Source organism: Peribacillus sp. FSL K6-5616 (assembly GCF_038008245.1).
GTDB lineage: Bacteria > Bacillota > Bacilli > Bacillales > DSM-1321 > Peribacillus > Peribacillus frigoritolerans.
Map to the genome: position 1 here is coordinate 4,923,109 of NZ_JBBOYT010000001.1, position 25,092 is coordinate 4,948,200.

Annotated in this window: 31 protein-coding genes, 1 tRNA gene, 1 pseudogene and 1 riboswitch; of the genes and pseudogenes, 8 read left to right on the forward strand and 25 right to left on the reverse strand. The window is 42.7% G+C overall.

The genetic code is table 11. The features are described 5' to 3' along the window. The first annotated feature begins 52 nt into the window (after nt 1–52). From pdxK to bshB2, 3 genes are all read left to right on the forward strand, one after another. Entirely contained in the window at nt 53–880 is an 828-nt protein-coding gene (gene pdxK / locus MHB45_RS23900; RefSeq protein WP_176702811.1) for a pyridoxine/pyridoxal/pyridoxamine kinase, read from the forward strand. 124 nt (nt 881–1,004) lie between these two features. Then, nucleotides 1,005–1,352, forward strand: a complete 348-nt coding sequence (locus MHB45_RS23905; protein ID WP_072272216.1) for a YojF family protein — start codon at nt 1,005–1,007, stop codon at nt 1,350–1,352. A 100-nt stretch (nt 1,353–1,452) separates the two neighbouring features. Then, nucleotides 1,453–2,118 (forward strand): bacillithiol biosynthesis deacetylase BshB2, encoded by a 666-nt coding sequence (gene bshB2, locus MHB45_RS23910; protein WP_048683614.1) that lies wholly within the window; start codon nt 1,453–1,455, stop codon nt 2,116–2,118. Nucleotides 2,119–2,270: 152 nt separating this feature from the next. Here bshB2 and MHB45_RS23915 read toward each other — a convergent pair whose 3' ends face one another. Further along, entirely contained in the window at nt 2,271–3,476 is a 1,206-nt protein-coding gene (locus MHB45_RS23915) for an MFS transporter (protein WP_063595686.1), read from the reverse strand. 18 nt (nt 3,477–3,494) lie between these two features. After that, nucleotides 3,495–3,914, reverse strand: a complete 420-nt coding sequence (locus MHB45_RS23920; protein ID WP_048683621.1) for a MarR family winged helix-turn-helix transcriptional regulator — start codon at nt 3,912–3,914, stop codon at nt 3,495–3,497. Between the two features lie 241 nt (nt 3,915–4,155). On the opposite strand from MHB45_RS23920, the gene MHB45_RS23925 reads away from it, so the two are divergent. Further along, the gene (locus MHB45_RS23925; protein ID WP_338566831.1) at nt 4,156–4,425 is read left to right on the forward strand and encodes a hypothetical protein; all 270 of its coding nucleotides are present in this window, start codon (nt 4,156–4,158) and stop codon (nt 4,423–4,425) included. A 106-nt stretch (nt 4,426–4,531) separates the two neighbouring features. On the opposite strand, the gene MHB45_RS23930 is transcribed toward MHB45_RS23925, so the two are convergent. From MHB45_RS23930 to MHB45_RS24020, 20 genes are all read right to left on the reverse strand, one after another. Next, nucleotides 4,532–5,620: a PQQ-dependent sugar dehydrogenase gene (locus MHB45_RS23930; protein ID WP_048688527.1), complete on the reverse strand. Its 1,089-nt coding sequence runs from the start codon at nt 5,618–5,620 to the stop codon at nt 4,532–4,534. Between the two features lie 27 nt (nt 5,621–5,647). Next, nucleotides 5,648–6,514: a Cof-type HAD-IIB family hydrolase gene (locus MHB45_RS23935; protein WP_048688530.1), complete on the reverse strand. Its 867-nt coding sequence runs from the start codon at nt 6,512–6,514 to the stop codon at nt 5,648–5,650. A gap of 166 nt (nt 6,515–6,680) precedes the next feature. Beyond that, complete coding sequence (locus tag MHB45_RS23940; RefSeq protein ID WP_161922066.1) at nt 6,681–7,799, reverse strand: PRK06851 family protein; 1,119 nt, start codon at nt 7,797–7,799, stop codon at nt 6,681–6,683. A gap of 89 nt (nt 7,800–7,888) precedes the next feature. Further along, the gene (gene ybaK / locus MHB45_RS23945; protein WP_034315977.1) at nt 7,889–8,365 is read right to left on the reverse strand and encodes a Cys-tRNA(Pro) deacylase; all 477 of its coding nucleotides are present in this window, start codon (nt 8,363–8,365) and stop codon (nt 7,889–7,891) included. Nucleotides 8,366–8,579: 214 nt separating this feature from the next. Beyond that, nucleotides 8,580–10,124, reverse strand: coding sequence for a gluconokinase (gene gntK / locus MHB45_RS23950; RefSeq protein WP_072272213.1), 1,545 nt, complete (start codon nt 10,122–10,124; stop codon nt 8,580–8,582). 173 nt (nt 10,125–10,297) lie between these two features. Continuing rightward, complete coding sequence (locus tag MHB45_RS28395) at nt 10,298–10,375, reverse strand: hypothetical protein (protein ID WP_375541190.1); 78 nt, start codon at nt 10,373–10,375, stop codon at nt 10,298–10,300. After that, nucleotides 10,372–10,629: a GntT/GntP/DsdX family permease gene (locus tag MHB45_RS23955; protein ID WP_142953040.1), complete on the reverse strand. Its 258-nt coding sequence runs from the start codon at nt 10,627–10,629 to the stop codon at nt 10,372–10,374. The genes MHB45_RS28395 and MHB45_RS23955 overlap by 4 nt, the downstream gene beginning before the upstream one ends. A gap of 190 nt (nt 10,630–10,819) precedes the next feature. Further along, nucleotides 10,820–11,518 carry a hypothetical protein gene (locus tag MHB45_RS23960; RefSeq protein WP_072272211.1) on the reverse strand — a complete coding sequence of 233 codons (699 nt, stop codon included), beginning with the start codon at nt 11,516–11,518 and terminating at the stop codon, nt 10,820–10,822. Next, nucleotides 11,515–12,009, reverse strand: coding sequence for an ECF transporter S component (locus MHB45_RS23965; protein ID WP_048688544.1), 495 nt, complete (start codon nt 12,007–12,009; stop codon nt 11,515–11,517). The genes MHB45_RS23960 and MHB45_RS23965 overlap by 4 nt, the downstream gene beginning before the upstream one ends. A gap of 2 nt (nt 12,010–12,011) precedes the next feature. Then, nucleotides 12,012–12,596 carry a cob(I)yrinic acid a,c-diamide adenosyltransferase gene (locus MHB45_RS23970; protein WP_048688549.1) on the reverse strand — a complete coding sequence of 195 codons (585 nt, stop codon included), beginning with the start codon at nt 12,594–12,596 and terminating at the stop codon, nt 12,012–12,014. Nucleotides 12,597–12,610: 14 nt separating this feature from the next. Then, the gene (locus tag MHB45_RS23975; RefSeq protein ID WP_226990541.1) at nt 12,611–13,075 is read right to left on the reverse strand and encodes a bifunctional adenosylcobinamide kinase/adenosylcobinamide-phosphate guanylyltransferase; all 465 of its coding nucleotides are present in this window, start codon (nt 13,073–13,075) and stop codon (nt 12,611–12,613) included. Further along, complete coding sequence (locus MHB45_RS23980) at nt 12,991–13,608, reverse strand: histidine phosphatase family protein (protein WP_048688555.1); 618 nt, start codon at nt 13,606–13,608, stop codon at nt 12,991–12,993. The genes MHB45_RS23975 and MHB45_RS23980 overlap by 85 nt, the downstream gene beginning before the upstream one ends. Beyond that, the gene (cobS, locus tag MHB45_RS23985; RefSeq protein ID WP_048688558.1) at nt 13,566–14,357 is read right to left on the reverse strand and encodes an adenosylcobinamide-GDP ribazoletransferase; all 792 of its coding nucleotides are present in this window, start codon (nt 14,355–14,357) and stop codon (nt 13,566–13,568) included. Before cobS ends, MHB45_RS23980 begins: the two co-directional genes overlap by 43 nt. Beyond that, nucleotides 14,354–14,929 (reverse strand): bifunctional adenosylcobinamide kinase/adenosylcobinamide-phosphate guanylyltransferase, encoded by a 576-nt coding sequence (locus MHB45_RS23990; protein WP_048688561.1) that lies wholly within the window; start codon nt 14,927–14,929, stop codon nt 14,354–14,356. The genes cobS and MHB45_RS23990 overlap by 4 nt, the downstream gene beginning before the upstream one ends. Then, on the reverse strand, nt 14,902–15,975 hold the full coding sequence (gene cobD / locus MHB45_RS23995; protein WP_338566839.1) for a threonine-phosphate decarboxylase CobD: 1,074 nt from the start codon (nt 15,973–15,975) through the stop codon (nt 14,902–14,904). Before cobD ends, MHB45_RS23990 begins: the two co-directional genes overlap by 28 nt. After that, nucleotides 15,950–16,915: an adenosylcobinamide-phosphate synthase CbiB gene (gene cbiB, locus MHB45_RS24000; RefSeq protein WP_340908120.1), complete on the reverse strand. Its 966-nt coding sequence runs from the start codon at nt 16,913–16,915 to the stop codon at nt 15,950–15,952. Before cbiB ends, cobD begins: the two co-directional genes overlap by 26 nt. Next, nucleotides 16,912–18,384 carry a heme ABC transporter ATP-binding protein gene (locus MHB45_RS24005; protein WP_202186241.1) on the reverse strand — a complete coding sequence of 491 codons (1,473 nt, stop codon included), beginning with the start codon at nt 18,382–18,384 and terminating at the stop codon, nt 16,912–16,914. Before MHB45_RS24005 ends, cbiB begins: the two co-directional genes overlap by 4 nt. A gap of 5 nt (nt 18,385–18,389) precedes the next feature. Further along, entirely contained in the window at nt 18,390–19,445 is a 1,056-nt protein-coding gene (locus MHB45_RS24010; RefSeq protein ID WP_048688571.1) for a FecCD family ABC transporter permease, read from the reverse strand. Further along, complete coding sequence (locus MHB45_RS24015; RefSeq protein ID WP_253350156.1) at nt 19,408–20,379, reverse strand: ABC transporter substrate-binding protein; 972 nt, start codon at nt 20,377–20,379, stop codon at nt 19,408–19,410. The genes MHB45_RS24010 and MHB45_RS24015 overlap by 38 nt, the downstream gene beginning before the upstream one ends. A gap of 172 nt (nt 20,380–20,551) precedes the next feature. Next, nucleotides 20,552–20,726, reverse strand: a riboswitch (cobalamin riboswitch). 86 nt (nt 20,727–20,812) lie between these two features. Then, a complete protein-coding gene (locus tag MHB45_RS24020; RefSeq protein WP_161922063.1) occupies nt 20,813–21,661 on the reverse strand; it encodes a polysaccharide deacetylase family protein in 849 nt (282 codons plus the stop codon). Between the two features lie 230 nt (nt 21,662–21,891). Here MHB45_RS24020 and MHB45_RS24025 point away from each other — a divergent pair. Both MHB45_RS24025 and MHB45_RS24030 read left to right on the forward strand, forming a co-directional pair. Beyond that, nucleotides 21,892–21,965: transfer RNA gene (locus tag MHB45_RS24025), tRNA-Arg, on the forward strand. A 198-nt stretch (nt 21,966–22,163) separates the two neighbouring features. Then, nucleotides 22,164–22,838 (forward strand): DUF4145 domain-containing protein, encoded by a 675-nt coding sequence (locus tag MHB45_RS24030; RefSeq protein WP_161922062.1) that lies wholly within the window; start codon nt 22,164–22,166, stop codon nt 22,836–22,838. Nucleotides 22,839–22,998: 160 nt separating this feature from the next. Here MHB45_RS24030 and MHB45_RS24035 read toward each other — a convergent pair whose 3' ends face one another. After that, a complete protein-coding gene (locus MHB45_RS24035; RefSeq protein ID WP_142398476.1) occupies nt 22,999–23,421 on the reverse strand; it encodes a hypothetical protein in 423 nt (140 codons plus the stop codon). A 215-nt stretch (nt 23,422–23,636) separates the two neighbouring features. After that, the gene (locus MHB45_RS24040; RefSeq protein WP_048680485.1) at nt 23,637–23,864 is read right to left on the reverse strand and encodes a helix-turn-helix domain-containing protein; all 228 of its coding nucleotides are present in this window, start codon (nt 23,862–23,864) and stop codon (nt 23,637–23,639) included. Between the two features lie 98 nt (nt 23,865–23,962). Here MHB45_RS24040 and MHB45_RS24045 point away from each other — a divergent pair, with 98 nt between their 5' ends. Next, on the forward strand, nt 23,963–24,136 hold the full coding sequence (locus MHB45_RS24045) for a hypothetical protein (protein ID WP_153246098.1): 174 nt from the start codon (nt 23,963–23,965) through the stop codon (nt 24,134–24,136). Between the two features lie 350 nt (nt 24,137–24,486). On the opposite strand, the pseudogene MHB45_RS24050 reads toward MHB45_RS24045, so the two are convergent. Next, nucleotides 24,487–24,603 (reverse strand): annotated as a pseudogene (locus MHB45_RS24050) (YvrJ family protein). A 321-nt stretch (nt 24,604–24,924) separates the two neighbouring features. Between MHB45_RS24050 and MHB45_RS24055 the strand changes: the two are divergent. Beyond that, the gene (locus tag MHB45_RS24055) at nt 24,925–25,089 is read left to right on the forward strand and encodes a hypothetical protein (protein ID WP_153246099.1); all 165 of its coding nucleotides are present in this window, start codon (nt 24,925–24,927) and stop codon (nt 25,087–25,089) included. Nucleotides 25,090–25,092: the final 3 nt, after the last annotated feature.

The following is a 25,092-nucleotide window of genomic DNA, read 5'->3' on the forward strand; positions in this document are numbered from 1 at the left end:
TAACTGGTATGCTGATAATATCGATATCTAATTCTCCTGAGGAGGTCACATAATGACTATGAAAAGAGCTATGACAGTTGCCGGATCTGATTCGAGCGGCGGCGCGGGTCTTCAAGCAGATTTAAAGACATTCCAAGAATTCGGCGTTTACGGTATGTCCGCTTTAACGACAATCGTAACGATGGATCCGAAGAATGGCTGGGCCCATAACGTATTCCCTACACCGGTCGAAGTCCTGGAAGCCCAAATCGAAACGATTCTATCAATCGGCATTGATGCCATGAAAACGGGAATGCTTGGATCAGTGGAAATCATTGAACTTGTTGCCCGTAAAATAGATGAGTTGAAGCTGGACAAAGTCGTAATCGATCCAGTTATGGTATGTAAAGGTGAAGATGAAGTATTGCACCCTGAAACGGCTGTAGCTCTGCGCGAACTGCTTGTTCCACGTGCAACTGTAGTCACGCCTAACCTGTTCGAGGCCGCTCAGTTAGCGGGAACTGCTCCTATCAAGACGATTGATGATATGAGGGCTGCAGCTGAAAAGATTCATGCACTTGGTGCAAAATATGTCTTGATCAAAGGCGGTAATAAGCTGGATCATGATAAAGCCATCGACCTTTTATATGATGGAACTGAATTTGAAATCCTTGAATCGGAAAAAATCGAAACGACCAATACACATGGTGCCGGCTGTTCATCTTCAGCAGCCATTGCAGCTCAATTGGCTGAAGGGAAAAGCCCGCGTGAGGCTATCCTCATTGCTAAAGACTTCATCACCGAGGCAGTTCGCCATTCTTGGAAGATGAATGACTATGTCGGACCTGTCAATCATGGTGCATACCATAAATATGGAATCGCTGAAAAAACACAAAAATAAAACATCAAGTTTAATGGCCGCTCAAATTCATCGAGCGGCCTTTTTCGCTTTTTTTGTTTTTATTTAGTAAAATAGAAAGAAGGAAAAGCTTATCTAGCCGCCCAGTTAAGGAGGAAATTATCGAATGAAACCAATAGACCGTACAGAGGTGCAAAATGCCATTGATTCTTTCGCCGGACAAGATGTATATCTTCACCTTGAAACGACAAATGGCGCCTATGCCACTCATGTAGATGAAGCTTTCTTCTCGGCAGGTGCTTATATTCGTAACGCATTTATACAGTTTGAACATGGCAAGATAGTTGGGGATGGACCCTATCGCGTCGGCTTGAAGCTCAATATTGGCTGGGTATATGCAGAAGGCGTTAACCACTTCGAAATGGATGAACAGGGGAGATTGCTATTGGCAGGCCTTGATTTTTCCGGAAAGCTTGCTGTCTCCATGCAGCTCAGTCCCACTCCCTTTGAATGATGACAACTTGCTTCATATATATCATATGATGATTCCGATGAAAACTCCCATTCACCGATAAACATACTTACTGTAAGTAGAACGGAAGGAGAAATATACCTTGGAAAAAGAACGCCATGTATTAGTTATATTCCCACACCCAGATGATGAAGCCTTCTCGGTCTCCGGAACGCTTGCCCTTCATAGAGAAGCGGGCACTCCTGTCACCTATTTATGCTTAACTTTAGGAGAAATGGGACGTAATTTAGGAAACCCTCCATTCGCAACAAGGGAATCGCTTCCCAAAATTCGGAAAAAGGAATTAATCGATGCAGCAAATGCGATTGGCATCCAAGATTTACGCATGCTTGGATTGCGTGATAAGACAATTGAATTCGAAGATGATGAAAAGCTGACTTCATTATTTACCGATGCCATCAATGAATTGAATCCTTCATTGATCATTACGTTTTACCCAGGATACAGTGTCCATCCGGACCATGAAGCGACAGCACGGGCTGTAGTTCGGGCCGTGGAAAGAATGGAAGATAAAGAGAGACCTAAACTTCATTGTGTCGCCTTCTCGAATAACTGCATTGACGAATTGGGGCAGCCCGACATCGTCCATGATATCACTGCCGTCGAAGAAAAAAAGGTAGCCACATTCACTGCCCACCGTTCGCAAACGGAAGCAATGGTTATCGATTGGAAAGAGAAATTCGAAAATCAGGATGCAGATTTCCTAGACTGGATCCGCAAAGAAAGATTATGGACCTATAAATTTTAAGGAAACCGCCAATAAGGCGGTTTTCTTTGTTGTTTAGGCATTAAAAAAACGCCTGTGGATTACAGGCGGTGAAAAGGGGGATACTTTGGAAAATCAATCATAATATAAGCATCCCCAAAATTCTTCTTTTTATACAATCCTATTGAAAAAATTTAGGCAGACAAGCGTTCCTCATGCTGCATTTTCACTCTTGCCGAGGCTTTTTTTCCATGTGCCAAGTAATAAATGCCAATAAGTACGAATGCAAAAACCGACATTCCTATGAATAACCCTTTGAACCCTGTAAATGGAATAAGGAATCCCAATAGGAATGGGCCCACACCAATACCGAAGTCATACATTGTAAAAAACGTGGATGTGGCTAATCCCATTCGATTTGATGGGGCTTCCTTGATGGAAATCGCTTGACTGCTTGATTGGAACGTACCATACCCCACTCCGATAAAGGCGCCGGCAATCAGAAGCGTAATACCATGATGGGATTGGCTCAGAATGACCATTCCGACGGCAAATAGTAAGAGCGATGGGTAAATAACTGCATTTTCCCCCTTCACATCAAACATCCGCCCCGTAAACGGACGGGACGCCAAAAGGAAAACGGCAAAAACGACAAAGAAAAAGCTCGCCGCATCCATTAAATCCATTTCCTTTGCAAAAGACGTTAAATAGGACAAGATGCTCGAATAGGTAAATCCGGCAAACCCGATAAAAATGGAAATGGGCAGTGCCCTTTTTTCAAAATAGTCGCTGATCTTAAATCCTTTTTGTGGCGAAGCTCCGCCCTTATCCCCTTCAGGCACATTCATGAATAATGATGCAACTAAAGAAAATGCGGCAAATAAGGAGGCTGCATAGAAAATGATGGAATAACTGAAATGCTGTGTAATCAGCAAGCCAATGAACGGTCCGAATGCCATTGCCAAGTTTGTACTCATGGCAAAGTAACCTGTACCTTCACCGCGCCTTTCATTCGGAATGATATCTGCAGCAATCGTTCCAGTTGCCGTAGTGGCAAGTCCAAAAGCAAAACCGTGAATAAGCCGATCGATCAATAAGAGGGATAAACTATTCACCAGGAAATAGCCGATGGATGCGATCAGGAATAGAACCAACGAGCCAAGCAACATCTTTCTGCGGCCAATCTTGTCAATTTTTTTCCCTGCAATCGGCCTGACAAGCACAGCCCCAAGAACAAAAATACTTGAAGCAAGCCCTGCTTGTGCTTGCGAAGCATGAAAATTATCCATCGTATAAATGGTCAATGTCACCATCAGGACATAAAAAGTTAAAAATAGAAAAAAGTTCGCAGACGAAACAATCAGAAAGTCTTTCGTCCACAATTTCGGTTTGTGATTCATTTCAATCCTTCTTCCTTACTATTGTTTTAATTTTTCCTTCAGGAAAGTCAACGTTCGTAACGTTGCCTCCCGGTCTTCTTCAGCCAAACCGCTCATTAATTGAAGTTCAAATTCCTCAACTACCTTTTTGGCCTCTTGATAAGTCCTTAAACCTGACTCCGTTAACTGTATTCTCCGTTCCCGTTTATCTTTTCCTGGAACTTGTTCAATCAACTCAAGCTCTTCCAGCCGGTTTACCGTCCTGGTTACCGTCGGTTTCTCCACATCTAAATAAGTGCTTATTTCAACAAGCGTAGAACAGCCAAACTGACTCAGATAATATACAATCGACCATTGGGAATGATAAAGATCAACCTTGGCCAATTGTTCATTTAACTTTTTCGTAAATGACCTTGAAAATTGTAAGTTATGATGAAAAAAACCATTTTGAAAGGACAAAGGTATTCCTCCTGTAAAGTAGTTACCTAGGTAACTATACACCTATTCATTAAAAATGTCTAGCCCTCAGGAAGAACGAAAACAATCGTAGGGACACTGTATCCTCAGCTTCTCCACCACTTCCGAGACAAAAAAATCCCTTTTCAAGAGATTCGCGCTTTTACTCGTGAGTTTCATGCTTTTACTCTTTGGGCGTTACTCGTGAATTTCACGCTTTTACTCGTGAATTTAGGCGTTACCCGTGAGTTTCACACTTTTACTCGTCAATTTCATGCTTTTACTCGTGATTTTCATGCTTTTACTCGTGAGTTTCACACTTTTACTCGTGAATTTCACACTTTTACTAGTCAATTTCATGCTTTTACTCGTGAGTTTCACACCTTTTCTCGTGAGTTTCATGCTTTTACTCTTGAGTTTGGGCGTTACTCGTGAATTTCACGCTTTGACTCGTGAGTTTCACGCTTTTACTCGTGATTTTCATGCTTTTACTCGTGAGTTTGGGCGTTACTAGTCAATTTCGCGCTTTTACTCGTGAATTTGGTGCCATACACAAAAAGGAAACCCCGCTATTGGCGAGGTTTCCCAAATATATGCTTCTTTTCAGCTCATTGATAACATCAAGGCATATTTAACCGAGATAGCGGCAAACGATATAGCTTATCATCCTTTTCATCAGGATTTCCTCTGCCGTCCGTATTGTTGCTTATGAAATATATGAATTCTTCATCAACGAATACATCACGTATCCTTCCTGAGCCCGTTATGATATTGGTCAGTTTTCCGCTCTTTACATCGTAACTCTTTAGCGCTTCGCCCCTTAAGGCTGCAAAATAAAGCTTTCCGTCAAAATAGGCCATGCCTGAAGGAGCCCATGTATTTTCACCGGAATGAATCAATGGTTTTATCATATCCGGTTTTTGCTCATCGCCCTGTATCTCTGGCCAGCCATAGTTCTTACCGGCGTCAATTTTATTTAATTCATCGTGGGCCGAATCTCCGTGCTCACTTTCATACAACTGTCCTGCTTCATCCCAAGCCAGACCTTGTGGATTGCGGTGACCGTATGAATAGACATATGAATTCCCGAAAGGATTATCTTTAGGAATGGTGCCATCCAGGTTCAAGCGCAGAATTTTTCCGCCTAAAGATTCTATGTCCTGTGCGATTTCAGACTTTCTTGCATCACCTGTTGTTGCATATAGCTTATCATCCGGTCCAATCTTGATCCTGCCGCCATGGTGGAAGTCCCCGCTTGGTATTCCGTCGATTAAGGTCTCCATCTCCTGCCATATATCATCATTTTTTTCTAAAATGACGATGCGATTGATGGAATTCCCGCCCTCTTCATAAGTATAATAGGCGAAAGCTTGCCCGCTCTTAGAGAAGTCGGGAGCTAGCAAAAATCCAAGCAATCCAGCTTCCGCTTTAGCTGACAATGTCTTTTTAAGATTGACCTTTTGCCGTGTCATCTTATCCTTGTCCCATTCGACGATGGTTCCGGTCCGCTCTGACACATACATTGTGTCCCCATTCTTCTGAATCGACCACGGGGCCTGCAGGTTCGTTACCAACACATCCGGATTTTCCCCTAAAGTGCCTGTCACTTCTTTGTCAGGATTCGGCTGGTTTTTGCTTTCGTCATCATTCATGTTGCAACCAGTTAAAAACAATGTAGCCATAAGGAAAAATAAGAGCAATTTTTTCAAAGTCTTTTCCCCCTTTGATTCTTGAGTTTAATAGGCTGACTGTTTAAGTACCTTTAAAATGGCCTCCGCGACGCCTGATTCATCATTCTTGCCTGTTACTTCATCACACATATTTTTAATTTCGAGCGGAGCATTTCCCATTGCGACAGACAAACCAACCCGTTCAAACATGGATACATCATTATAATTATCTCCAATAGCCATGGTTTCCTGCATCGAGCCGGATTTTCCATTCACATATGTTTCAAGCGCCGTACCTTTTTGAGCCGTTTCACTCATGATTTCTACATTTTCACGTCCTGATGAAGTGACTGTAACTCCTTGTCCTTCCAATTTCGAAGCAATTTGATTTAATAAACTTAAATCCTTTGAGAAGCTGAGAATTTTATAATATTCCTCATTCGAGCGGCTGAATAACTCGGAATAATCGGAAATGGAAGTTACCTGTCCCAGCTGTAAACGCTGCTCTGCAAATTTTCGCATACCCTCAGGGTCAATGTCGGGATTGGCTGTAACGAATACATCAACCAAAACAGATATTGCGTTTTCATAGTCTTTGGAATAAATCCCCTGACTCGTATATATTTCGAAATAAATCCCTTGTTCTTCGAGGAATCCAGCAACCATTTTAGCAGTGGCTGCTGACATTGGATTGGAAGCGGCAATCTCCCCTTCCTCCGTGAAGAGGGCCGCACCATTTACACAGATGACAGGGCAAACGATGCCTGCTTCATCTAAAGCGAACCTTGCTTCCACATAAGATCTTCCAGTAGCAATGATCACTTCCACTCCCTCGCTTTGCGCCCTCAGGATTGCTTGTTTATTTTCCTCACTGACCTTTTGCATTTTGTTTAGCAATGTTCCGTCCATATCAATCGCAATCGTCTTTATCAATTCAATCGGCCCCTTTTTTCAATATAATCCCTATTTTAACCGAAAGGGCGTGGATAAACACGTTTAACAAACCCGTATATATTCTTGTTGTGGCTTCAGGGGTTAAAAAATCCTTTTTTGTATATAAATAAACTGCACCTAATTAAGGTAGGCGCAGTTTATTTTCTTAATGTAGAATCGTTTTTCTATCGGCATCTTGTGCCCGTTCATTAATCTGTTCATTGATGTCCTTTTGAATATCATCGATGGCTGTAAAATCCATTGCTTTCACATAAATCTTTTCGAGTTCGTCATGCAGCTCTTTTGCCTTAGCCAGATTTGCTGTCGCTTCATTCATTTTCGTCCGATACCTGGTGGAAACATCCTTTAATTGATCTGCATATATTTCATCTGTTCCTGGCAAAATGGCCGTTTTATATATATCAATGATTTCGTCCCCCCCACAACTCGGGAAATATTCATGAGGCGATGTGCTGTCAAAAATGGCGATCCCCACCTCCCGGACGATTACCATGTCCAAGCTATGCGGATCGAAGCCACAATGATATATTTCCACATCAAAGCCCCTTTGCTCCGCAGCCTTTGCAATCTTCTTCAGCATCGTTGATTTCCCGGAACCTGGACGACCCTTTAAAAAGTACCGTTTTTGTATTCCCTCAGTAATATTGGGGATGAAATCAACTGCACCCGTTGGTGTAGCTGCACCTAAGAATCGGTGACGAACATCCGACTTCTTATTAAGGACGATATCTCTATAAAAGCTTTCAATCAATTTATTGGTCAACCCATTCAATTTTGCAAAATCAATATTTGACTTGTAAATGTCTTCCCATTCATCATGTATCTTTAATGCTTCAGCGAATAGGGCATATGCTTTCTCGAAACTCTTGCTTCTCGCATTCGTCAACTTTATGATGGCCGCTCTTTCAGAAGCCAGCTGCTGGGAATCCCAGGCAGCCCCAAGATTCACATATTCCTCAATCGCCCCTGGTGCCTTCGGCTCAATCACATGCGGCGCAGTCCCATCCACGATACCGATTTTCAAAGCCGGTATGATTACTCCATCAATGGAATCATTATCGGACGAACAATGTAAATACTCGATGTCATAGTCTTTATCCAGCCATTCTTGGCCGATTTTTTTCATAATGGTCGATTTACCGGAACCAGGTCCGCCTTTTAATATGAATAATCTTTCCAGACCTTTTAAATTTGAATCATATAAACTATAAAAACCTTTAGCCGTATTGCCTCCAGCAAAATAATTCATCACTCTTCCTGTCACTTTCACACTCTCCCTCACAATAAAGATGTGATCTTCAAGACAGCGTATGAAAAAAGGGCCTAATAGGTGAATACCTAAAGGTAAACAATTTATTTTATTAAGGCTGCAGATTCCGCTTGTGTGACTTCCAGGAATTCTGACGGTTTTAAAACGATCTGTGTACCGATTTTCCCTCCACTTACGATGATTTCAGTCAGGTTTGCTGCACTTTCATCGATAAAGGTCGGGTATTGTTTTTTCATTCCGATCGGGGAACAGCCTCCCCGAATGTACCCTGTGTATTTTTGCAGATCTTTAACCGCAAGCATTTCAATTTTTTTTGCACCTGCGGCCTTCGCTGCTTTTTTCAAGTCTAGTTCGGTGGCTACAGGAATGACAAATACGTAAAGCTGCTGGGGTCCGTTATGGGTGACAAGCGTTTTAAAAACGGTTTCTGGCGCTTTTCCAATCTTATCCGCAACAGTGATCCCATCAATTTTTCCATCGCGGGCATCATAACTCATCATGCCATACTCTATACGTTTGTTATCAAGAATTCGCATTGCATTCGTTTTACTGGCTCCTATAAGAAAATTCCCCTTATCGTTTTCTTCCATCTTACCATTTTAATTACCAGGCAAAAAGAAAAGCACAGTGCTTATGCATCTGTGCTTTTAGACTATAGACAAATTCGAGGAAAAGTCTGTTTTCCTCAGTTTTTATTAAAAAAAGTTCCAGTTTTTTTCTGAAGTCCGCTCCCTTTTCGACAAATTGAAGCACAGTGCTCATTCATCCTAAGAGTCATTCTAAATGGCGTCTTTGGAAATCCGCTATCCTCTTGTAGTCGCCTTCCAATTGCCTGCTTACGGATAAATAAATCGACATCAATTCTTCATACACTTTAACATTCTCTTTGATCGGGACAAGTTCATTCGTTTCACCAACCATACCCTCAACCTCATCAAGGCTTTCGATTTCGCCTAAAGCATATAATCCAAGAACGGCGGCACCTAAGCTCGAACTCTCAAAGCTTTCTGGAATTGTCACGTTTTGATTGAATATATCAGCCATGATTTGGCGCCAGAGCTTCGAACGGACAAATCCGCCGCTTGCATGAATCTTCTCGGGAGCACCAGTCAATTCCTTTACGGCTATAAGGACACTGTACAGGTTATACATTACACCCTCCAGTACTGCCCGGACCATATGGTCACGAGTGTGATGAAGCGCCAGTCCAAAGAAGGAGCCCCTTGCATCGGCACTCCATAATGGTGCCCGTTCCCCTGCCATATACGGATGGAATATCAACCCATCAGAACCAGGTGCAATATTAGAAGCCATATCCGTCAGAATCTCATAGGAGTCCTGTCCCGAAGCCTTCGCTTTTTCGATTTCCACACGGCCCAATTGATCGCGTGCCCATCGGAAGGTGATTCCCCCATTGTTGACCGGTCCGCCGATTACCCAATGATTCTCAGTAAGGGCATAGCAGAATGTCCGGCCTTTGGGATCGGTAAGCGGCCTGTCACTGACGGTTCTTACCGCACCGCTCGTTCCGATTGTCACTGCCAGAACGCCTGGCTTGATTGCGTTTTGACCTAAGTTGGCAAGCACGCCATCACTCGCTCCAATTACAAACGGTGTACCAGCATGAATGTTCATTTTTGCAGCTAATTCCTCACTTAAGCCTGAGAGGATATGCGTTGTAGGGACAAGCATCGGCAGCTTATCAGCCCCAATTCCAGCAATGGTGAGTGCCTCTTCATCCCACTTCAGTTCATTCATGTTGAACATGCCCGTTGCAGAAGCGAGTGAATAATCCATTACATACTCATTGAAAAATTTATAGATGATGTATTCTTTAATTCCTATAAATTTGTCCGTTTCGTTAAAAATCCCGGGGTGCTCATTTCTTAACCACATTACTTTCGTGATTGGGGACATCGGGTGAACAGGCGTTCCGGTCCTGTGATACAATTGCATCCCCTGTTCCGAAGCCTTCAGTTTCCTCGCATAGGCAACACTTCGATTATCCGCCCATGTAATGCTATTCGTAAGCGGGTTGCCGTCCTTACCCATGGTGATCAAGCTATGCATCGCCGAACTGAACGATATCAAGCCCAGTTCTTGCTTTTCTATTCCGCTTGCAATCATGACCTCGCCTATAGCAATGATGACCGCTTTATAAATTTCTTCGGGATCTTGTTCCGCCACGGAAGGAGTTGGACTGTGCAGAGGATATCCCCTCGAACAAGATTGGACAACCTCCCCCCCTTTTGAAAAAAGAACAACTTTCGTACTCGTCGTGCCAATATCGATCCCCATCATATAACCTGAATGTTTCATATATACATCATGCTCCTTTCTCTTAAACAATTGAATTCAATAGTAAGATTAGGATAAGTGAAACGACTGATATAATCATTTCCATAACCGTTCAAGACCTTATCGCCTGTGCGACTGCTGACCATCCAAAATCTGCCCCATTCACATGTGATGGAGTAAGGACCGGCAATTTACTATAACGCCAGGACAGCAGATATGATCGGCAGGCAGCTCAATACATTTTTAAATGCACCGCCCGCTCCAATAATCAAGATGATGGAGGCAGCGGGTTTTGCTCCCCTTTATTAAAACCTCTAGCGCAACCTAATGTAAAGTATGAAACCATGAGGCGCAATGATTGGTTTTCCAATGAAATCAACCCATCATTCCATGTTGAATCTTCACCAAAGCTCAGATCAACATTACCAAGAGTATTACCTACCCCTGTCTGAACAGCATCTGCAACATCCCGAATATCCATACCTGTGGTGATCCATAAAATGGCGGAAGCGAGCAGTAATGCAATAAATGGGTTTCATTTTACTTTGGCATGATAAAATCGGGCAACAAGCCCACCTATCCAAATAAACCAAACATCTTATTCAAGCATTCACTCTAAATAGGAAAGGGATCCATCAAGGTAAGATCTCAATGAAAAAAGCATCGAACCCGTTCATCATGAACTAAACTCGATGCCTGATTCAGTCATGGACCGATCAACCGCCAATAAAAAGAGGACCGGATCTTTGCTTGATTTCTTCCTCCAGTTGTTCAGGATAGGCAATGAGGAAGCAGGTGGATGGTCCTGATGATTTTTCAATATCGACTTTATCACTTATAGGCAGAGAAACACCTTCACCACTTTGATCCAGATGTCCCCATTCATACGCTATCCCTTTTGAGCCGACTGGAAGTGCCTGAACACCTTCCATTTCACATAAGCTTTTATATAAAGATAATGGTGCGACCCACTCTTGCTGTTCCATAACTTCCTCTCCAACGAGTGGCCTGCCGATCAGAGCGATTTTCCGTAAGGGCTGTTGCTTTTTAACACGTTCATTCACTCGTTTACCAATCACCATAAGACCAAGTGCTGACTGAAGAAGCGGCATGTTACTTTCTGTGCTGCCAGTAATGGGAAGGTCCTCCATTCCCAATTCATTCAGCCCCTTCCTGACACCCATGGTCAAGTCCTCCCAGGCTTCATCACCGCAGAAATTATTTAGAACGACGGATACGGGTCTTCCGCCGACGCCCAGGCATTCCATGACGGCAACCCGAAAGGAATAATATCCAACGACCTCATAAGGGACATGGACAAGATCTTTTTCCTTCAGCCCGATCCCGCCGCTATTGTCACTTGAGACGATCAATGAATCTGATTCGGAAAATGGCAAAATCAATGAATCACTCATTCTGCTAATCCATCTTTAAAAATGATTTTTTTCAAAACAGGTTCCAAGCGCGGCAATAAAAGGACTGCCAATACTACATTTACCGCCGTCGCCACCGTTAAGCCCGGAACCAATAACGTGTAAAAGCCAGGGCTGATCAGAAATGCGAAAGGCAGGGCCAAAACGAAGGCATTACTGATAAAAAAGAGGAAAAATGCGCCTACTTTTTTTCCGTTTATATATAAAATGCTAAACATCCATGTCAGGACAGCCATTTCGACCATGATCAAAAAGTGGAATGGCCCAAGTGTCATGCCGCCGATGAACGCTGAAATGATATGACCAAGCCCAGCAACTATAGCCCCCGATACCGGGCCAAGTATGACAGCCGCCAAAAGGGCCGGAAAACTATCCAAAGCGATGCTTCCGATCGGTGAAGGGATTTTAATCATTGCCCCTACCGCCGATAAGGCGATGAATATAGCAATTGCACTAATTTTTCTTACATCCATGTTTACTCTTTTTCCTTTCTTTTCCCTCCTCGGAACACATTTGCGCTGCGGATATATTCCACATCTTTTACACCAAGACGGAAATTGATCACACGTGCAACAGCAAAGAAGTAATCCGACAAACGATTTAAATATTGAAGTGATAATGGTGAAACGGCCGCACCCGACTTGATCAATGAAACGACCAGCCGTTCTGCCCTTCTTGTCACGGTTCGGGCAATGTGAATCGTTGCAGCCGCTTTTGAGCCGCCAGGCAGGATAAACTTTTCCAGTTCCGGCGCTTCAAGTATGAAGGCATCTATCCGTTCTTCCAAATAGGTAATGGTCTCATCCGTCAGCTTTTGCGGGGCTTTCTCGGAAACGGTTGCCAAATCTCCTCCGCAGTCAAACAACTCATGCTGGATTTTTTCTAGATCGGCCAGTACATCCGTAAATATCGCAGGATCCAATTCTGTCACCGCAAGACCGATATAGCTATTCACTTCATCCACCGTTCCATAAGATTCAACACGAATGTCATCCTTGTCAAGCCGACCTCCGATTACGCTGGTTTGTCCCTTATCCCCTGTACGTGTATAGATTTTCATCCCAATTACCTCCTCTACTTTATTCGCTGGTTAATTCCATACCAGATGATATCAACGCGCTTTGATATGGATGCTACATCTTGATAGACCCATCCGCAGGCATCGCGCCATCTGCGGTCTCTTGCTTCAATCGGGACAATTCCCTTGGAAATATCAGAACCGATCACAATGCAGCTGTGTTCATCCCTTTCATTCTCCCATATTCGCCAATCAGCCATGATTTCCTTCCATCTTCTTCGAATCGAATCTGAATCCATCTTTTCTGCATCTTGCTGAATCCATGCATCCAAACCTTGCAATACAACTGCCCTGCCTTGGAAATCAATCAATTCCGGCTGTTCTTGTCGATAACCGGATAACCAAAGGACATCATTTTCCAAACCATACAATTGCTTTACCCACTTAGTTTTCCCATTATAGGCGCCTCCTGTAACAAAGTGCAGCGTTCTCCCCTCCTTAAGCTGTTCCGGTCTTCCCATATCAGCTCATATCCCCTGCCATGGGAAATTCCCCAATCAAAAAAAGACTTTTCCTTCGGGGCATAGCGGACCAATAAATCACGAATTACCCCTCCATGCGTCATTAGGGCAAATCGGTTCTCCTTACAGGCAATCAATTGTTTCCAGCCATTATTCACACGTTCGGAAAATGCCGGATAACTTTCACCCCCAGGCACCAGTGCCTCCATGGGACGTTCCAGCCAATTAAGATAATCTCCATCTGTCTTCAACTCATGATACGTCCGCCCTTCCCAACTGCCGAAGTTCATCTCACGGAACAAAGGGTTTTTGATCGGAACTGCATCTGGAAACAGCAGGCGTGCAGTTTCCACACATCGGGACAAATCACTGCTGAAAATTTTTTCATACTGTGGGTACGAGCCCCTTAAGTCCAGTATTTCCTTTTCTCCTTCGGTACTTAATGGAGAATCCGTCCAGCCTAAATAGGCCTTTCGTTCATTAGCTACTGTCAGCCCATGGCGAAGTAGTGTAATAGCCACAATATCAGCCATAACCAAAGCTCAACCCCTTCCACGGATGCCCCCAGTACATCCCCCGTTATCCCACCGAACCAACTGAGGATTTTACGTTTCATATATACCAGGAAAAACACGGCAGCCAGACACATGATGAAAAATAAGGGGACAAGCTTAAAATCGATGATCCAGGCAAACGCCAGACTTACAAGGAGGTACAGCCAATAAATGGGCAAACTGCTTTTCATCACTGCACTTTGAAAAAAAGCACCTAGCCCCTCTTTTTTAGCGAGCGGCATCCGGATGAGTAAATAACCCATCACACATTTGCTTAAGAGCGGAAGGGCAATGATCAAGAAGTATGTCCATTCATTTACCCTTTCAACAATTTCATAGATAAATAGAAACCGGGCGGCCAATAGGACTATGACGGAGATGACACCGAATGCACCTGTCCTGGAATCCTTCATGATTTCCAATCGCCGCTCTTTATCCTGATAGGAAAAAAAAGCATCACTTGCATCGATCCAGCCATCGAGATGCAAGCCTCCCGTTAATGCCATGGTCAAAAACCAAAGGAAAAAGGCAATCGAAAGCGATGACAATGGGGTCCATTCCACAAGTGCATACAAAACGCCGCCCAATATCAAGCCTAGCAAAAGACCTACTAATGGAAAGGTTTGAATGGCACGGTGAATATATTTCTTCTCCATCGGAAGCTGCTTCTTTATTGGAAAGACCGTAAAGAACTGCAGGTTAATTAAAAATCCGATCACTCCGCTCATTCCTGCATGCCCCCTTTCTTCCGCAATGGAATTCCCGCTTCCACTAGATAGGCTTCATCGGCCAGCCCGACGATCGTTTGATGAAGCAACCCCAGTGTTTTTCCGTATATATGAAGGAAATCATCCTGGAAAATCGGTTCCTGCACCAATTCATTGCTCACGACAATTAAACAATTGGATTGTTTTTTTATCTCATTGATTCCGGTTATTATTTTTGAAAAAACGCTATTTAAGAATTCTTCTTCAAGCGGAAGGCCAGGGCCAAATAGTTCGTTATCAAGCAGGGTTGTCAGACAATCAAGCAGAATTATGGAATCCTGATCAATATCCGCCCCTATTCTTGTAATATCCGTTGCGTATTCGGAGGTCTTCCACGCAATCGGGCTGCTTTCCCTATCTTTCCGGTGCCTAAGGATGCGTTCACCCATCTCAGCGTCACTGACTCGGCCACAGGCGAGGTAATGCAAGTTCCCATCCATCTGGAGTGCATACTCCAGGGCTTTTCTTTCCGCAAAGCTGCTTTTTCCAGAACGGACACCCCCGCTTATAAAACAGAGCCTTGCTTTCTCCACTGTCTTACCCCCTCCATCAGTGCTTCGTTATCATGTTCACTCTTCACTGCAAACCGAAGCCACCTTCCATCCAAACCCGGAAAATTATAGGTATGGCGCGGTACGATTCCTTTTTTCAGCAAAAAGGGGAAAAGGGATAAAGATTCATCTTTCACCAAATAAAAATTAACTGTGCTATCGGAGACATCCAACCCCTGCTTCTCATAAAATCGGAATAGTTTTTGCTTTTGCCATACAATATAGTCTCTTGTTTTTCTCATATAGGCATCTTCTGCAAGACAGATTTTCCCTACTTCAAGTGCCACATGGTTGACGCTCCAATGCGGTTTATAATTTCTTACCCGTTTTATGATGTCAGGTGACGCAAGCAAATAGCCTAGTCTCAAACCGGGGATCGCAAAGATTTTAGTCATTGATCTTAGTATGAGTAAATGTGGAAATGCATTGATTAAACAAGCATAACTAAAGGCATCCTCCGTGAAATCATAAAAAGCCTCATCCAGGACAACCAGGCAATTCGCTTTTTGGCATTCAATGATCAATTCCCTAACTGTATCCCGCTTAAATGAAACTCCCGTCGGATTATTAGGCGTACATAAGAAAATGGCATCATATTCGGGTAATCGCGGAATCAATCGTTCCAGGTCCAATTGCCACCCAGGAGCATCAAGCTGGTGAAAATCGACCTTACAGCCTGCTGCCAAACAAGCTTCAGCATATTCCGCAAATGCCGGCTGTATGATCAGCACCCTTTGATTGGCTAATCCGTTCGCTACCAGCATGATGATTTCAGCACCACCGTTCCCCATCAAAACGGATTGCTCAGGAAGTGCTTCTTTTTTTGCAATTGATTTTGTCAGTTCAATGGCATGCGGATCTGGATATTGAAGGATCCCTTCGAAAAACCCAGACCACTGTTCCTTTATGCGTAAAGGCGGACCCAATGGGTTGATGTTAGCACTGAAGTCGAGAACCGATTCAGGCATTTCGATTTCCAGCGCTTCATAAAGATAATGAGGATTAGAGCCATGAGAAGGTAATGTCAAGAATAAGTCCCCCTAGCCATAGCATCAGCAGAAATAGAAAAGATGACCGATGCATGATGGTAATCGTTTGTGGTATATGTTTTGCTTCCAATCGAACAAGCGGAACTCCCATCCTCGCACGGTCGGAAACAATTCCTTTGTACATGTTCCGGCCTCCAAGCTGGATTCCCAAAATGGCCGCAACGCCTGCTTCACACCACCCGCTATTCGGGCTTGGATGTTTTTTTGCGTCATTGAATAATATCTTCCACCTGACGCCGAAGCCATGATAGCCGGATTTCGAGCTCAGCAACATCAGGAAGCCGGTGAGGCGGCTGGGTATCCAGTTGACGATATCATCGAGCTTGGCTGAAGCCCAGCCGAATTGCCCATATTTATCATTCTTGTACCCTACCATGGAATCGCAGGTATTAATCGCCCTGTACACCATCGCGAGCGGCGCACCGCCGATAGCTGCCCAAAATAATGGCGCTGTAATCCCATCACTGGTATTTTCCGCTACGGTTTCCACGGTGCCCCTGACGATTTCTGGTTCATCAAGCTCAGCCGTATCACGGCCAACGATATAGGAAAGCTTTACCCTCGCTTCAGGGAAATCCCGTTCATTAAGCGGAAGGCAAACATCCATCCCAGCTTGCTTCAAGCCCTTCTGAGCTATCGTTGTGGAAATGACAAAAGCTTCCCATAGGATACCTGCAAGCGGATGGATTAGATAAGCCAAATAAACGGTAAGAACTGTAATCAATAACACCGCCGATAGGACGATGATCAACATGAAGAGCCCTTTCCGTTTCTTATATTCCCCTTTATTTAATGCCAGATCCAACTTGCTAATCATCGTTCCTATCCATTTGACTGGATGCGGCCAACTTGGCGGATCTCCAATTAATAAATCAAGGAAGAACGCCAGCGTAACCGCAAAAAGATGATGATAAATCATAATTCCTCAATCCGTTTCCGATTATTCGTTAAGGCTTCCACTGTACAATCATATACACCGCGACTGATCAGCTTCCCTAACGGAGTGATGGTGCCTGCATATTGAAGCTTTGCCCCTCTTTGAGTTGCCGCAATCAACATGCTGTCTGTCGATGTTCCTGTTGCACAAGTATTTGTCACCTTATCCATGACATGCAAATCATGAAGCGCTTTTACTTTTGCCTCGGTCGCAGTCACTATACTGTGGATATATGCCTCTTCTGCCAAATGCCCATTTACGAATATCCATGTATTTATCGTTCCTGGTGCGGAACTCCAAGAATGCCGGTCAGCTAATGAAGCGTCGATGGCATTCCCTACACCGGCCGTCACAATGATAAAAACCGAGAAATCTTCAGCTCTTAATAGCTTGCTTGCGACCGTATCGAGAAAGACAGCTGTCATCATCCCTACCGTTTCCTGTGGCTCAAAACCATGAGTTGTTAAATAGTCGGCCATTTCAACATGATGATCCTCGCAATCATAACCATGATGGACGTGCCTATTCACAAAATACTTATGCCAGCCCGTCCCCGAACCAGTCACTCCAGAAGACATCGTTCTAAGCGGGATCGGAGACTTCAATTGAATCATCTCAAATCCGACTGTCAAATAAGAATCATCAATTTCCAACGGGATAGTATCCTGGCCATGCTTTTCCGGAACGATGAACATTTGCGGTTTCGGAAGGGCGGGATGTGGGTGTTTTTCGATTGTCGTATGATATACACCCTGAATCCGTTCCTGTTGAAGCACTTCATTCGGCACATCAACAACCTGAATCCGCCCTTTCTCAAGCAGCATAAGCCGATCACAATATAATCCAGCCAAATTCAAATCATGAAAAATTGAAATAACGGTCAACTTCTGCTCTTTTGCCATTTTCCTCATTAGATCAAGAAGATCTTTTTGATAGGAAAGATCCAAATGGTTCGTAGGTTCATCCAAAAAAAGGATTTCCGGCTCTTGGGCAAGGGCCTGTGCCAGCAGGACCCTCTGTCTTTCCCCTCCTGATAATCGATCAAAATGAAGATCCTGAAAATCAGCTACTCCCGTTTGTTCCATCACCCGCTGGACAATCGATTCATCTTCTGCGGACCAACTATGGAACCAACCTGATTGATGGGCATATCGCCCAAGTGAGACCGTCTCTTTTACTGTATAGGAGAAAGCTAATGAGGAATGCTGAGGGAGCACGGCAATGACCTGTGCAAGTTGCTTTGACGAATAATCCTTCAAATCCCTGCCGCTTATCCGTACGCTTCCGCCTTTATAATCGAGCACCCCGCTAAGCATACTTAAAAGCGTCGTTTTCCCGCTGCCATTAGGACCAAGAATCCCGAATAATTCCCCCTTATGTACATCAAAAGAGACAGAGTCCAAAACAGCTTTGTTGTGATATCCACCTGTTAACCCTTTTACTTCAAGCATCCGTTTTACCCTTCTCTCCGTCTCTTTAATAAAATCAGCGCAAATGCAGGTGCCCCGATAAGTGAGGTGATCACCCCGATCGGCAGTTCCGATGGGGCAATGATCGTTCGTGCTACAAAATCGGCCAATATCAAGAATCCGCCTCCTATCAACAATGACAACGGAAGCAAATGTTTATGGTCAGGTCCCCAAATCTTTCGGACAAAATGAGGAATGACCAATCCTACAAAACCAATCGCCCCTGAAACGGCAACGGCTGCCCCTGTCAATGTCGAACCGGCTATCAAGATCCACATTTTCCGCCGCTTGACATTCACACCTAAGTGTTTTGCCCGGTCTTCCCCGAAAGTCATCGCATTCAATTCACTTGTATTCATGATCAAGGTCAACGAACCAATGATAAAAAACGGCAAAATGATTACGATATAATTCCATCCGCGCATTGAGACGCTTCCCATCAGCCAGCCGATGATTTGTCTTAATTCATCACCCGTCAGCGCAATCATCAATGAAATGAAGGCACTTAAAAACGAGCTGAAAATGATTCCCGTTAAAATGATCGTTTCCACTTTCATCGATCGATCCATTTTTTTTGCAAAAGTCAGTACGCAGAGCATCGTGAGCACTGAACATAAGATACTCAATGCCGGAAGGGTATATAAACCGATGAATGGCAGTGATATATTCAAGAATATTGTCAAAACGGCTCCGACCGATGCTCCTGATGAAATACCTAATGTGTAAGGATCAGCGAGCGGGTTCCGGAGCAGTCCCTGAAAAGCCGCACCCGCAATCGCAAGTGATGCCCCAACCAAACCAGCGAGCAGCACCCGCGGCAAGCGGATGTTCATCACGATATTCGTTAGCATCAAATCCGGATCGGCAGAAATCGGCAAGTGTAAAATCTCCTTGCCGATTATTTGTATAAGTACGGGAATCGGTACTGGCACCGAACCAAAGGAAATGCCTATCGTCATTGCGAATAACAAAATGAACAACGCAATCAAATAAGCAAACGCCCATTTAGTTGTTAAATTGATTCGGATAGACTGATTTGGCAAGTTCCTCTACTCCCTCTATCAAGCGTGGACCGGAACGGGTCACCAAGTCAGAATGGACATCAAAGACTTGGCCATTCTTAACAGCATTTACGTCTTGCCATCCTTTTCGGCCCTTCACTTCACTTACTGCATCTTTCGTATAATAACCATACGTTGTAATGATGACATCAGGATTTGCAGCAATCATCGACTCTTCATCAATCTTTGCCCAACCGTCCAAGTCGGCAGCAGCATTATCCGCTGAAATAATAGTAAGCATCTCATTCATGAAAGTATTTTTTCCCGGTGTGTATATTTCCGGTGAAGGCGAAACTTCCACTAAAACGGTCTTCCTATCCTCTTCCTTTACGGATTTGGCTTTTTCCTCGATATCCTTTAGCTTCGTTTTCATACCCGCAACGATTTCGTTTGCCTTGTCATGTTCACCCGTTGCCTGTCCAATCATTTCAATAGAATCATAGACTTGGTCAAAGCTTTGTGCATCATTGACTACGAGGACATCTATTCCAGCATCCTTAAGCTGCTGTAAACCCTCATTCGAATTATGGGCACTTGATGCATGCGCAAGAACAAGGTCAGGCTTCATCGAGACAATCAGCTCCGTGTTCATTTCCATTCCGCCAACTTTTTGAATTTCTTTCGTTTCCTCCGGGTAATTATCATTGTCGGAAACACCAACGACCTTTTTACCCAAACCAAGTGCAAAGACCACTTCCGTATTACTTGGTATCAACGAAACTATTTTCTTCGGTTGTTTTTCTATCGTTACTTTTTCCCCACTTGCATCTTTAATCGTAATCGGGAAAGCTTCGTGTTGAGCATGATTCGTTTGCTCCTTTTCTTTTCCTTCATCAGCAGCACCACCGCAGCCAACCATCATGCCTGCAGTCAGTAACATTAACAGTATCAGACCAAAAATCTTCTTCATTTTCATTCCCCACAATCTTTTTATTTAATTTCTTCATACCTAACAGAGAAAACCAATCCTGGAAGATGCCCCCAAAACAAAAAGCATCTCCCGTTAAACGGAAGATGCTTGCATGGCAACAATATCAATACGGACTCTATCTTAGGGTCTGCCACACACCTTCCCATCCGCGTAGGTTACAGGTGTACGAATTCTGGCAGGTCTCCTGGCTCATGGTCATCGTCAACGGCACCTTCCCATATCTCATACAGTGGTACACAGCCGTCAGCTCCCATATACAGTGGCGGGACCGCGTTGGCATTTCACCAACTTCCCTTTTAAGTCATTAAGACACCAAATCGTTCATATGTATATAATTTTCACTGCCTTCATTATACACCATGTAAGAATCGATTATTATATGATTTTTCTGAACAAGTGCGAAATGACCCTTCCGCCTTCAATGCTTTGAAGCATGTTCAATCAGCGACGCAAACCCATTGATCGATAACCCCGGTGAAATCCGAACTCTATGCAGAGCATGCATCCCTTGGTCGCTTGAAGCTCCCCCAGGTTCGGTAGTGACTGCCATTTTGTATCCAGCTTCTTCTGACAGCTTGAGACTCTCTTCGTTATACCGGCCAACCGGATAGGAAAGCACTGTCGTGTCCTGGTCGAGGATACGGTCGAACAGCACCTTCGACTGAACCATTTCCGCTTCTTGCTGCTCTGCCGTCATGCGGGTCAGCTCCAAATGGTTGATGGTATGGCTTTCGATTGAAATCCCATCCCTGCTCATCTCCAACATTTGATTTTCAGTCAGGTGATGACCTTTATCTATGGACTTCCCGATCATGAAGACAGTTGCTTTCATATCATTTTCTTTTAATATCGGGAAAGCCTCCGTGTAGTTATCTGTATAGCCATCATCAAAAGTAAGCCAGACGCACTTCTCACTTGGCATCCGATTCTCGGTTAAAACGAGGAATGCTTCTTCAGGGGATAATGTATAGTAACCATTCTCCCGAAGCCAAGCCATTTGTGATCGAAATTCCTCCCTTGGAACCCGAAGGCCATTACCTTGGGAAATGCTGTGACACATCAATATCGGAAGCTGGACCGGGGACTCGGCCGTTATCCAGTCTCCCGTATCGATTTGTCCCTCCGGATCCTGCCCGGTCCCATTCTCAGCCGCTTCGGCCACTTCAATGTCATCTTCCGCAATCGGTGCAGCCGTCTTTTTGCCTATCCCCTCTAAAACCCCTTGTGTGCTTCCAGGTAAAATCAAAATCCCCAGCAATGCCGCCATCCTTTAAAACTCTATATTTTTCCCCTATCATTCTCCTGATTTTTTTATAGTATAATAGTACCAGAAAACCAATGAACAATAAAGTATTCCATTTGATGAAAAAAGAGGAAAAACGCGAGCTTAGCGATGCGCTAAACATTTATGAGGATTTTTTTTCATAAGTATGTGCTATTAGCTTGAAAAGTTTGCCTATAAGAAATATAATAAATAAGTCGTCGACTTTAATATATGTCCCAGTAGCTCAGCAGGATAGAGCGACAGCCTCCTAAGCTGTAGGTCGTAGGTTCGATTCCTATCTGGGACGCTAATACAGACAGTAAAAACCCCTTATATATTAAGGGGTTTTCTGTTTTATATGATTTCAAATGTTTTATATAACAGTTTATTTTGCCGAAAATGAGTATTTCATTAATTAAAGCGCCCGGTCATGGGTGCTTTAATTTTAAAGGAATTTCTCTCCCTTTGTCGAATTTCTAATTTATCGACATAAAGGGAGAACTAAATGACAAATACTAATTACTCACCCAAACCGTTTCTTTGTCTTCATTGTGGAAACGAAACCATTATGCAAATTGTTGCAAAACACAATGACCAAGAATTTGAATACACTTTCCACCCAGAATATAATGAGGAAGTTCCTTGGGCAGTATATGATACCTCGTATACATTATATAAATGTCCTGTGTGTTCAAAGGTTACTCTTAAATCTATAGAATCATTTGATGGGATAAAGGACCATAAAGGACGGGTTATTGAAACAGAGAATATTCTCTACCCAATACAAACAGGAGACTTGAAGTACGTTCCTGAAAGGATAAAGGGTGCATTTGAATCAGCGCTTAAAACTAAAAATGTAGATAGAGTAATGTGTGCCATTGGGCTAAGGAGAACTTTAGAAATGCTTTGCTATGATCAGAAAGCTGAGGGGAAAACATTATATAAAAAGTTAGTTGATTTATCAGACAAGGCAATAATTCCTAAAGTTTTGGATAAAGTATCACATTTAATTAGAGACTTGGGAAATGCAGCTGCTCATGAAGAGAATGTAGAATTCGATATCCACATAATTAATGATTTAATCCGATTCACAAGAATTATTTTGGATTATGTTTATGTAATACCGAAAGAATTAATAAGAATTCAGGAACAATTTGATTTGAATAAAAAAGAGGCTTAAACTCCTTGAACATATAAAAAAGGCATCCATTCATTGGGTGTCTTTTATTTTGAAGGACATCAACTTCTTTTGAGCTGTATAATCTAATAATTCACAAAAAAGCACTAACCTTTGAGGAGAGAGCTTTTTTGTGTTTGTAATCGACAATGACATCGTGATGTTATCTATACCAGTATCCTGAATAAACAGTACCGCTTACTGTTGAATAAGACGAACTAGTATAAAACGTTACCTTAATTCTAGTTTTCGCATTCTTTTCAGCTACGCCTGTGAACGTTCTACTTGAAGGGCTTCCAAAATCTATGTAACCTGTCCTTGTTCCGATTGTTGTATAACTTCCATTAACAGATCTTTGTAGATCCATTTTCCAATAGGTTTTACTAATAGATTGATAGCCAGATAACGTTATTGTTCCTACAACATCGGATCCGGAATCTTTTCCACATACTTTGAAAGTTCTTTGAAATTCACTTCCAGTTGAAATATCAGAACAACCTGATGCTGCTGATGCACTTGGTGTAAATGTAAATAGTCCAGTAATCCCTATTATTGAGATTAACATGACAATATACATTTTTTTCATGTTTTTTTCAATTTTAACACTCCTTGAATATTTTTCTAAACCCGAACATAGTAACACATGTTAGACATGTAATATATAAAAAATAGGTCATTTTCACTATAAATAAATTATATAAGTGACTTCGATCAAAGTCTTACCTAAACTCACAAACCTATGTTATTAATTTGATTGGTGTACTACAAACTGAGTGCTTTCTATTTGAAGAGTATTATTATTTACATATTCCAAAAGTCATCGTAGTCGACGTGTTCCCCAGTAAGTTTTCTCAATGTTTTAATCAGCTTCCCTGCATTCTTCATTGATGGTTGAAAAGCATCTCCCTGGCAAATCCGACTAATTGTTGCTTTATTAACTTTGCTCTCTTCTACAAGTTCTTGTTGTGAAATTTCATGTTGATCTATATACCTTCCGAATTTACTCTTCGGCTTCCCTAATTTAAACATGTTCGGCACCCTCCTAGATTTTATTTAGTCACCAGAATGTCCAAAATAGGACAGTGGGTTAAACATAAATTGTGATAGTCTGTATTAGGAGGGATATTATGACAAAAAATGTGTATGTTTTAAAAATGGTTTTGGTTTTTGTGTTTCCCGTATTTACCTTTATTTATTTAAACGACAGATTTGGTATGATCCCTGCTGCTCTAGGGGGATTGATTTTACTTATTGCCTTAAGTACCCTTTTATTTTTTAGAAAAGAAAAGAAAGTGAAATGAAAAAACGGTAGTCATTAAAAACTACCGTTTTTTCTTTTGATATATGTCCCCTTCTCCATCTTTTTATTATTGGCGTATGAATTATTCATGCGTTTTTTTGGGTTGTAATTCCCATGATTTATTACCCTTTATATATGAAGCAGGGATTCGCATGAATAATATGGTTGCCTTATATTCAGTAAATAAAAAGGCGGGCTTTAAAGAAGATATATATCTACCTAATATTATTCAAATTGGAGCTGATCAAAAGTGGGATCAAAATATTACGGGAAAAAATGTAGTTGTATCAGTGCTTGACACCGGGGTAGATGAGTTACATCTAAGTGGCAATGTAATCGGGGGCCTTCATTTTACAAATGACTATCAAGGACTAATTTTTCTATTTTCTTTTCAAACCGTAGGAATAGATAAATGGTAATCGCTATAGGAAATCCGAAGTTTCCAAGTTAAGATACCCAAATGGGTATTTATGCAGAACCACAAGGCTTTAAGTAACCAATGGTTCATCAAGCCATATAAATATCAAAAAAATACTGATTTCTGGATATAATCATGTTTTTTTATAATATATGTTTTAACCTGTCCAATCCGGGTATACAAATACTGTAAGACATTCTCACCAAAGGAGATGATAGTGCATGATGAGTACAATCAGAAGCCAATGGAACAAAGAGAATGACGCAGCGGTGTTTAGTCCCGGTGATCAGCGTTAGAGTCAATTGAAGAGTTGGATGATAATCAAACATGGGAATTACTAGTCTTCTCATCCAAAGGAGGAGGATACGATCATGAGTATTTACAGCCTATGGAATCCAGAGAATGATGAAGCAATTTTCAGTCCGGGTGATCAGAAGCCATTCAGTACGCTCAAACGAGTAGATTCGGATAAACACACACACACTGACAAAACACTTGAATATGAATTACATGGCACCGTACTGAATGAAATTTAGTCG

Bases quoted from the DNA above. Each gene is read 5' to 3' on its own strand.
- MHB45_RS23975 (WP_226990541.1), bottom strand. From the start codon at position 13,075: ATGGGAAGACCGGAACAGCTTAAGGAGGGGAGAACGCTGCACTTTGTT.
- gntK (WP_072272213.1), bottom strand. From the start codon at position 10,124: ATGAAACATTCAGGTTATATGATGGGGATCGATATTGGCACGACGAGT.
- cbiB (WP_340908120.1), bottom strand. From the start codon at position 16,915: ATGATTTATCATCATCTTTTTGCGGTTACGCTGGCGTTCTTCCTTGAT.
- MHB45_RS24005 (WP_202186241.1), bottom strand. From the start codon at position 18,384: ATGCTTGAAGTAAAAGGGTTAACAGGTGGATATCACAACAAAGCTGTT.
- MHB45_RS23905 (WP_072272216.1), top strand. From the start codon at position 1,005: ATGAAACCAATAGACCGTACAGAGGTGCAAAATGCCATTGATTCTTTC.
- MHB45_RS23970 (WP_048688549.1), bottom strand. From the start codon at position 12,596: ATGAAAATCTATACACGTACAGGGGATAAGGGACAAACCAGCGTAATC.
- MHB45_RS24030 (WP_161922062.1), top strand. From the start codon at position 22,164: ATGACAAATACTAATTACTCACCCAAACCGTTTCTTTGTCTTCATTGT.
- pdxK (WP_176702811.1), top strand. From the start codon at position 53: ATGACTATGAAAAGAGCTATGACAGTTGCCGGATCTGATTCGAGCGGC.
- MHB45_RS23915 (WP_063595686.1), bottom strand. From the start codon at position 3,476: ATGAATCACAAACCGAAATTGTGGACGAAAGACTTTCTGATTGTTTCG.
- MHB45_RS24015 (WP_253350156.1), bottom strand. From the start codon at position 20,379: ATGAAAATGAAGAAGATTTTTGGTCTGATACTGTTAATGTTACTGACT.
- MHB45_RS23980 (WP_048688555.1), bottom strand. From the start codon at position 13,608: ATGGCTGATATTGTGGCTATTACACTACTTCGCCATGGGCTGACAGTA.
- MHB45_RS24040 (WP_048680485.1), bottom strand. From the start codon at position 23,864: ATGTTTAAATTAGGGAAGCCGAAGAGTAAATTCGGAAGGTATATAGAT.
- MHB45_RS24020 (WP_161922063.1), bottom strand. From the start codon at position 21,661: ATGGCGGCATTGCTGGGGATTTTGATTTTACCTGGAAGCACACAAGGG.
- MHB45_RS24055 (WP_153246099.1), top strand. From the start codon at position 24,925: ATGAGTATTTACAGCCTATGGAATCCAGAGAATGATGAAGCAATTTTC.
- MHB45_RS23965 (WP_048688544.1), bottom strand. From the start codon at position 12,009: ATGGATGTAAGAAAAATTAGTGCAATTGCTATATTCATCGCCTTATCG.
- cobS (WP_048688558.1), bottom strand. From the start codon at position 14,357: ATGAGCGGAGTGATCGGATTTTTAATTAACCTGCAGTTCTTTACGGTC.
- MHB45_RS24045 (WP_153246098.1), top strand. From the start codon at position 23,963: ATGACAAAAAATGTGTATGTTTTAAAAATGGTTTTGGTTTTTGTGTTT.
- MHB45_RS24035 (WP_142398476.1), bottom strand. From the start codon at position 23,421: ATGAAAAAAATGTATATTGTCATGTTAATCTCAATAATAGGGATTACT.
- MHB45_RS23960 (WP_072272211.1), bottom strand. From the start codon at position 11,518: ATGAGTGATTCATTGATTTTGCCATTTTCCGAATCAGATTCATTGATC.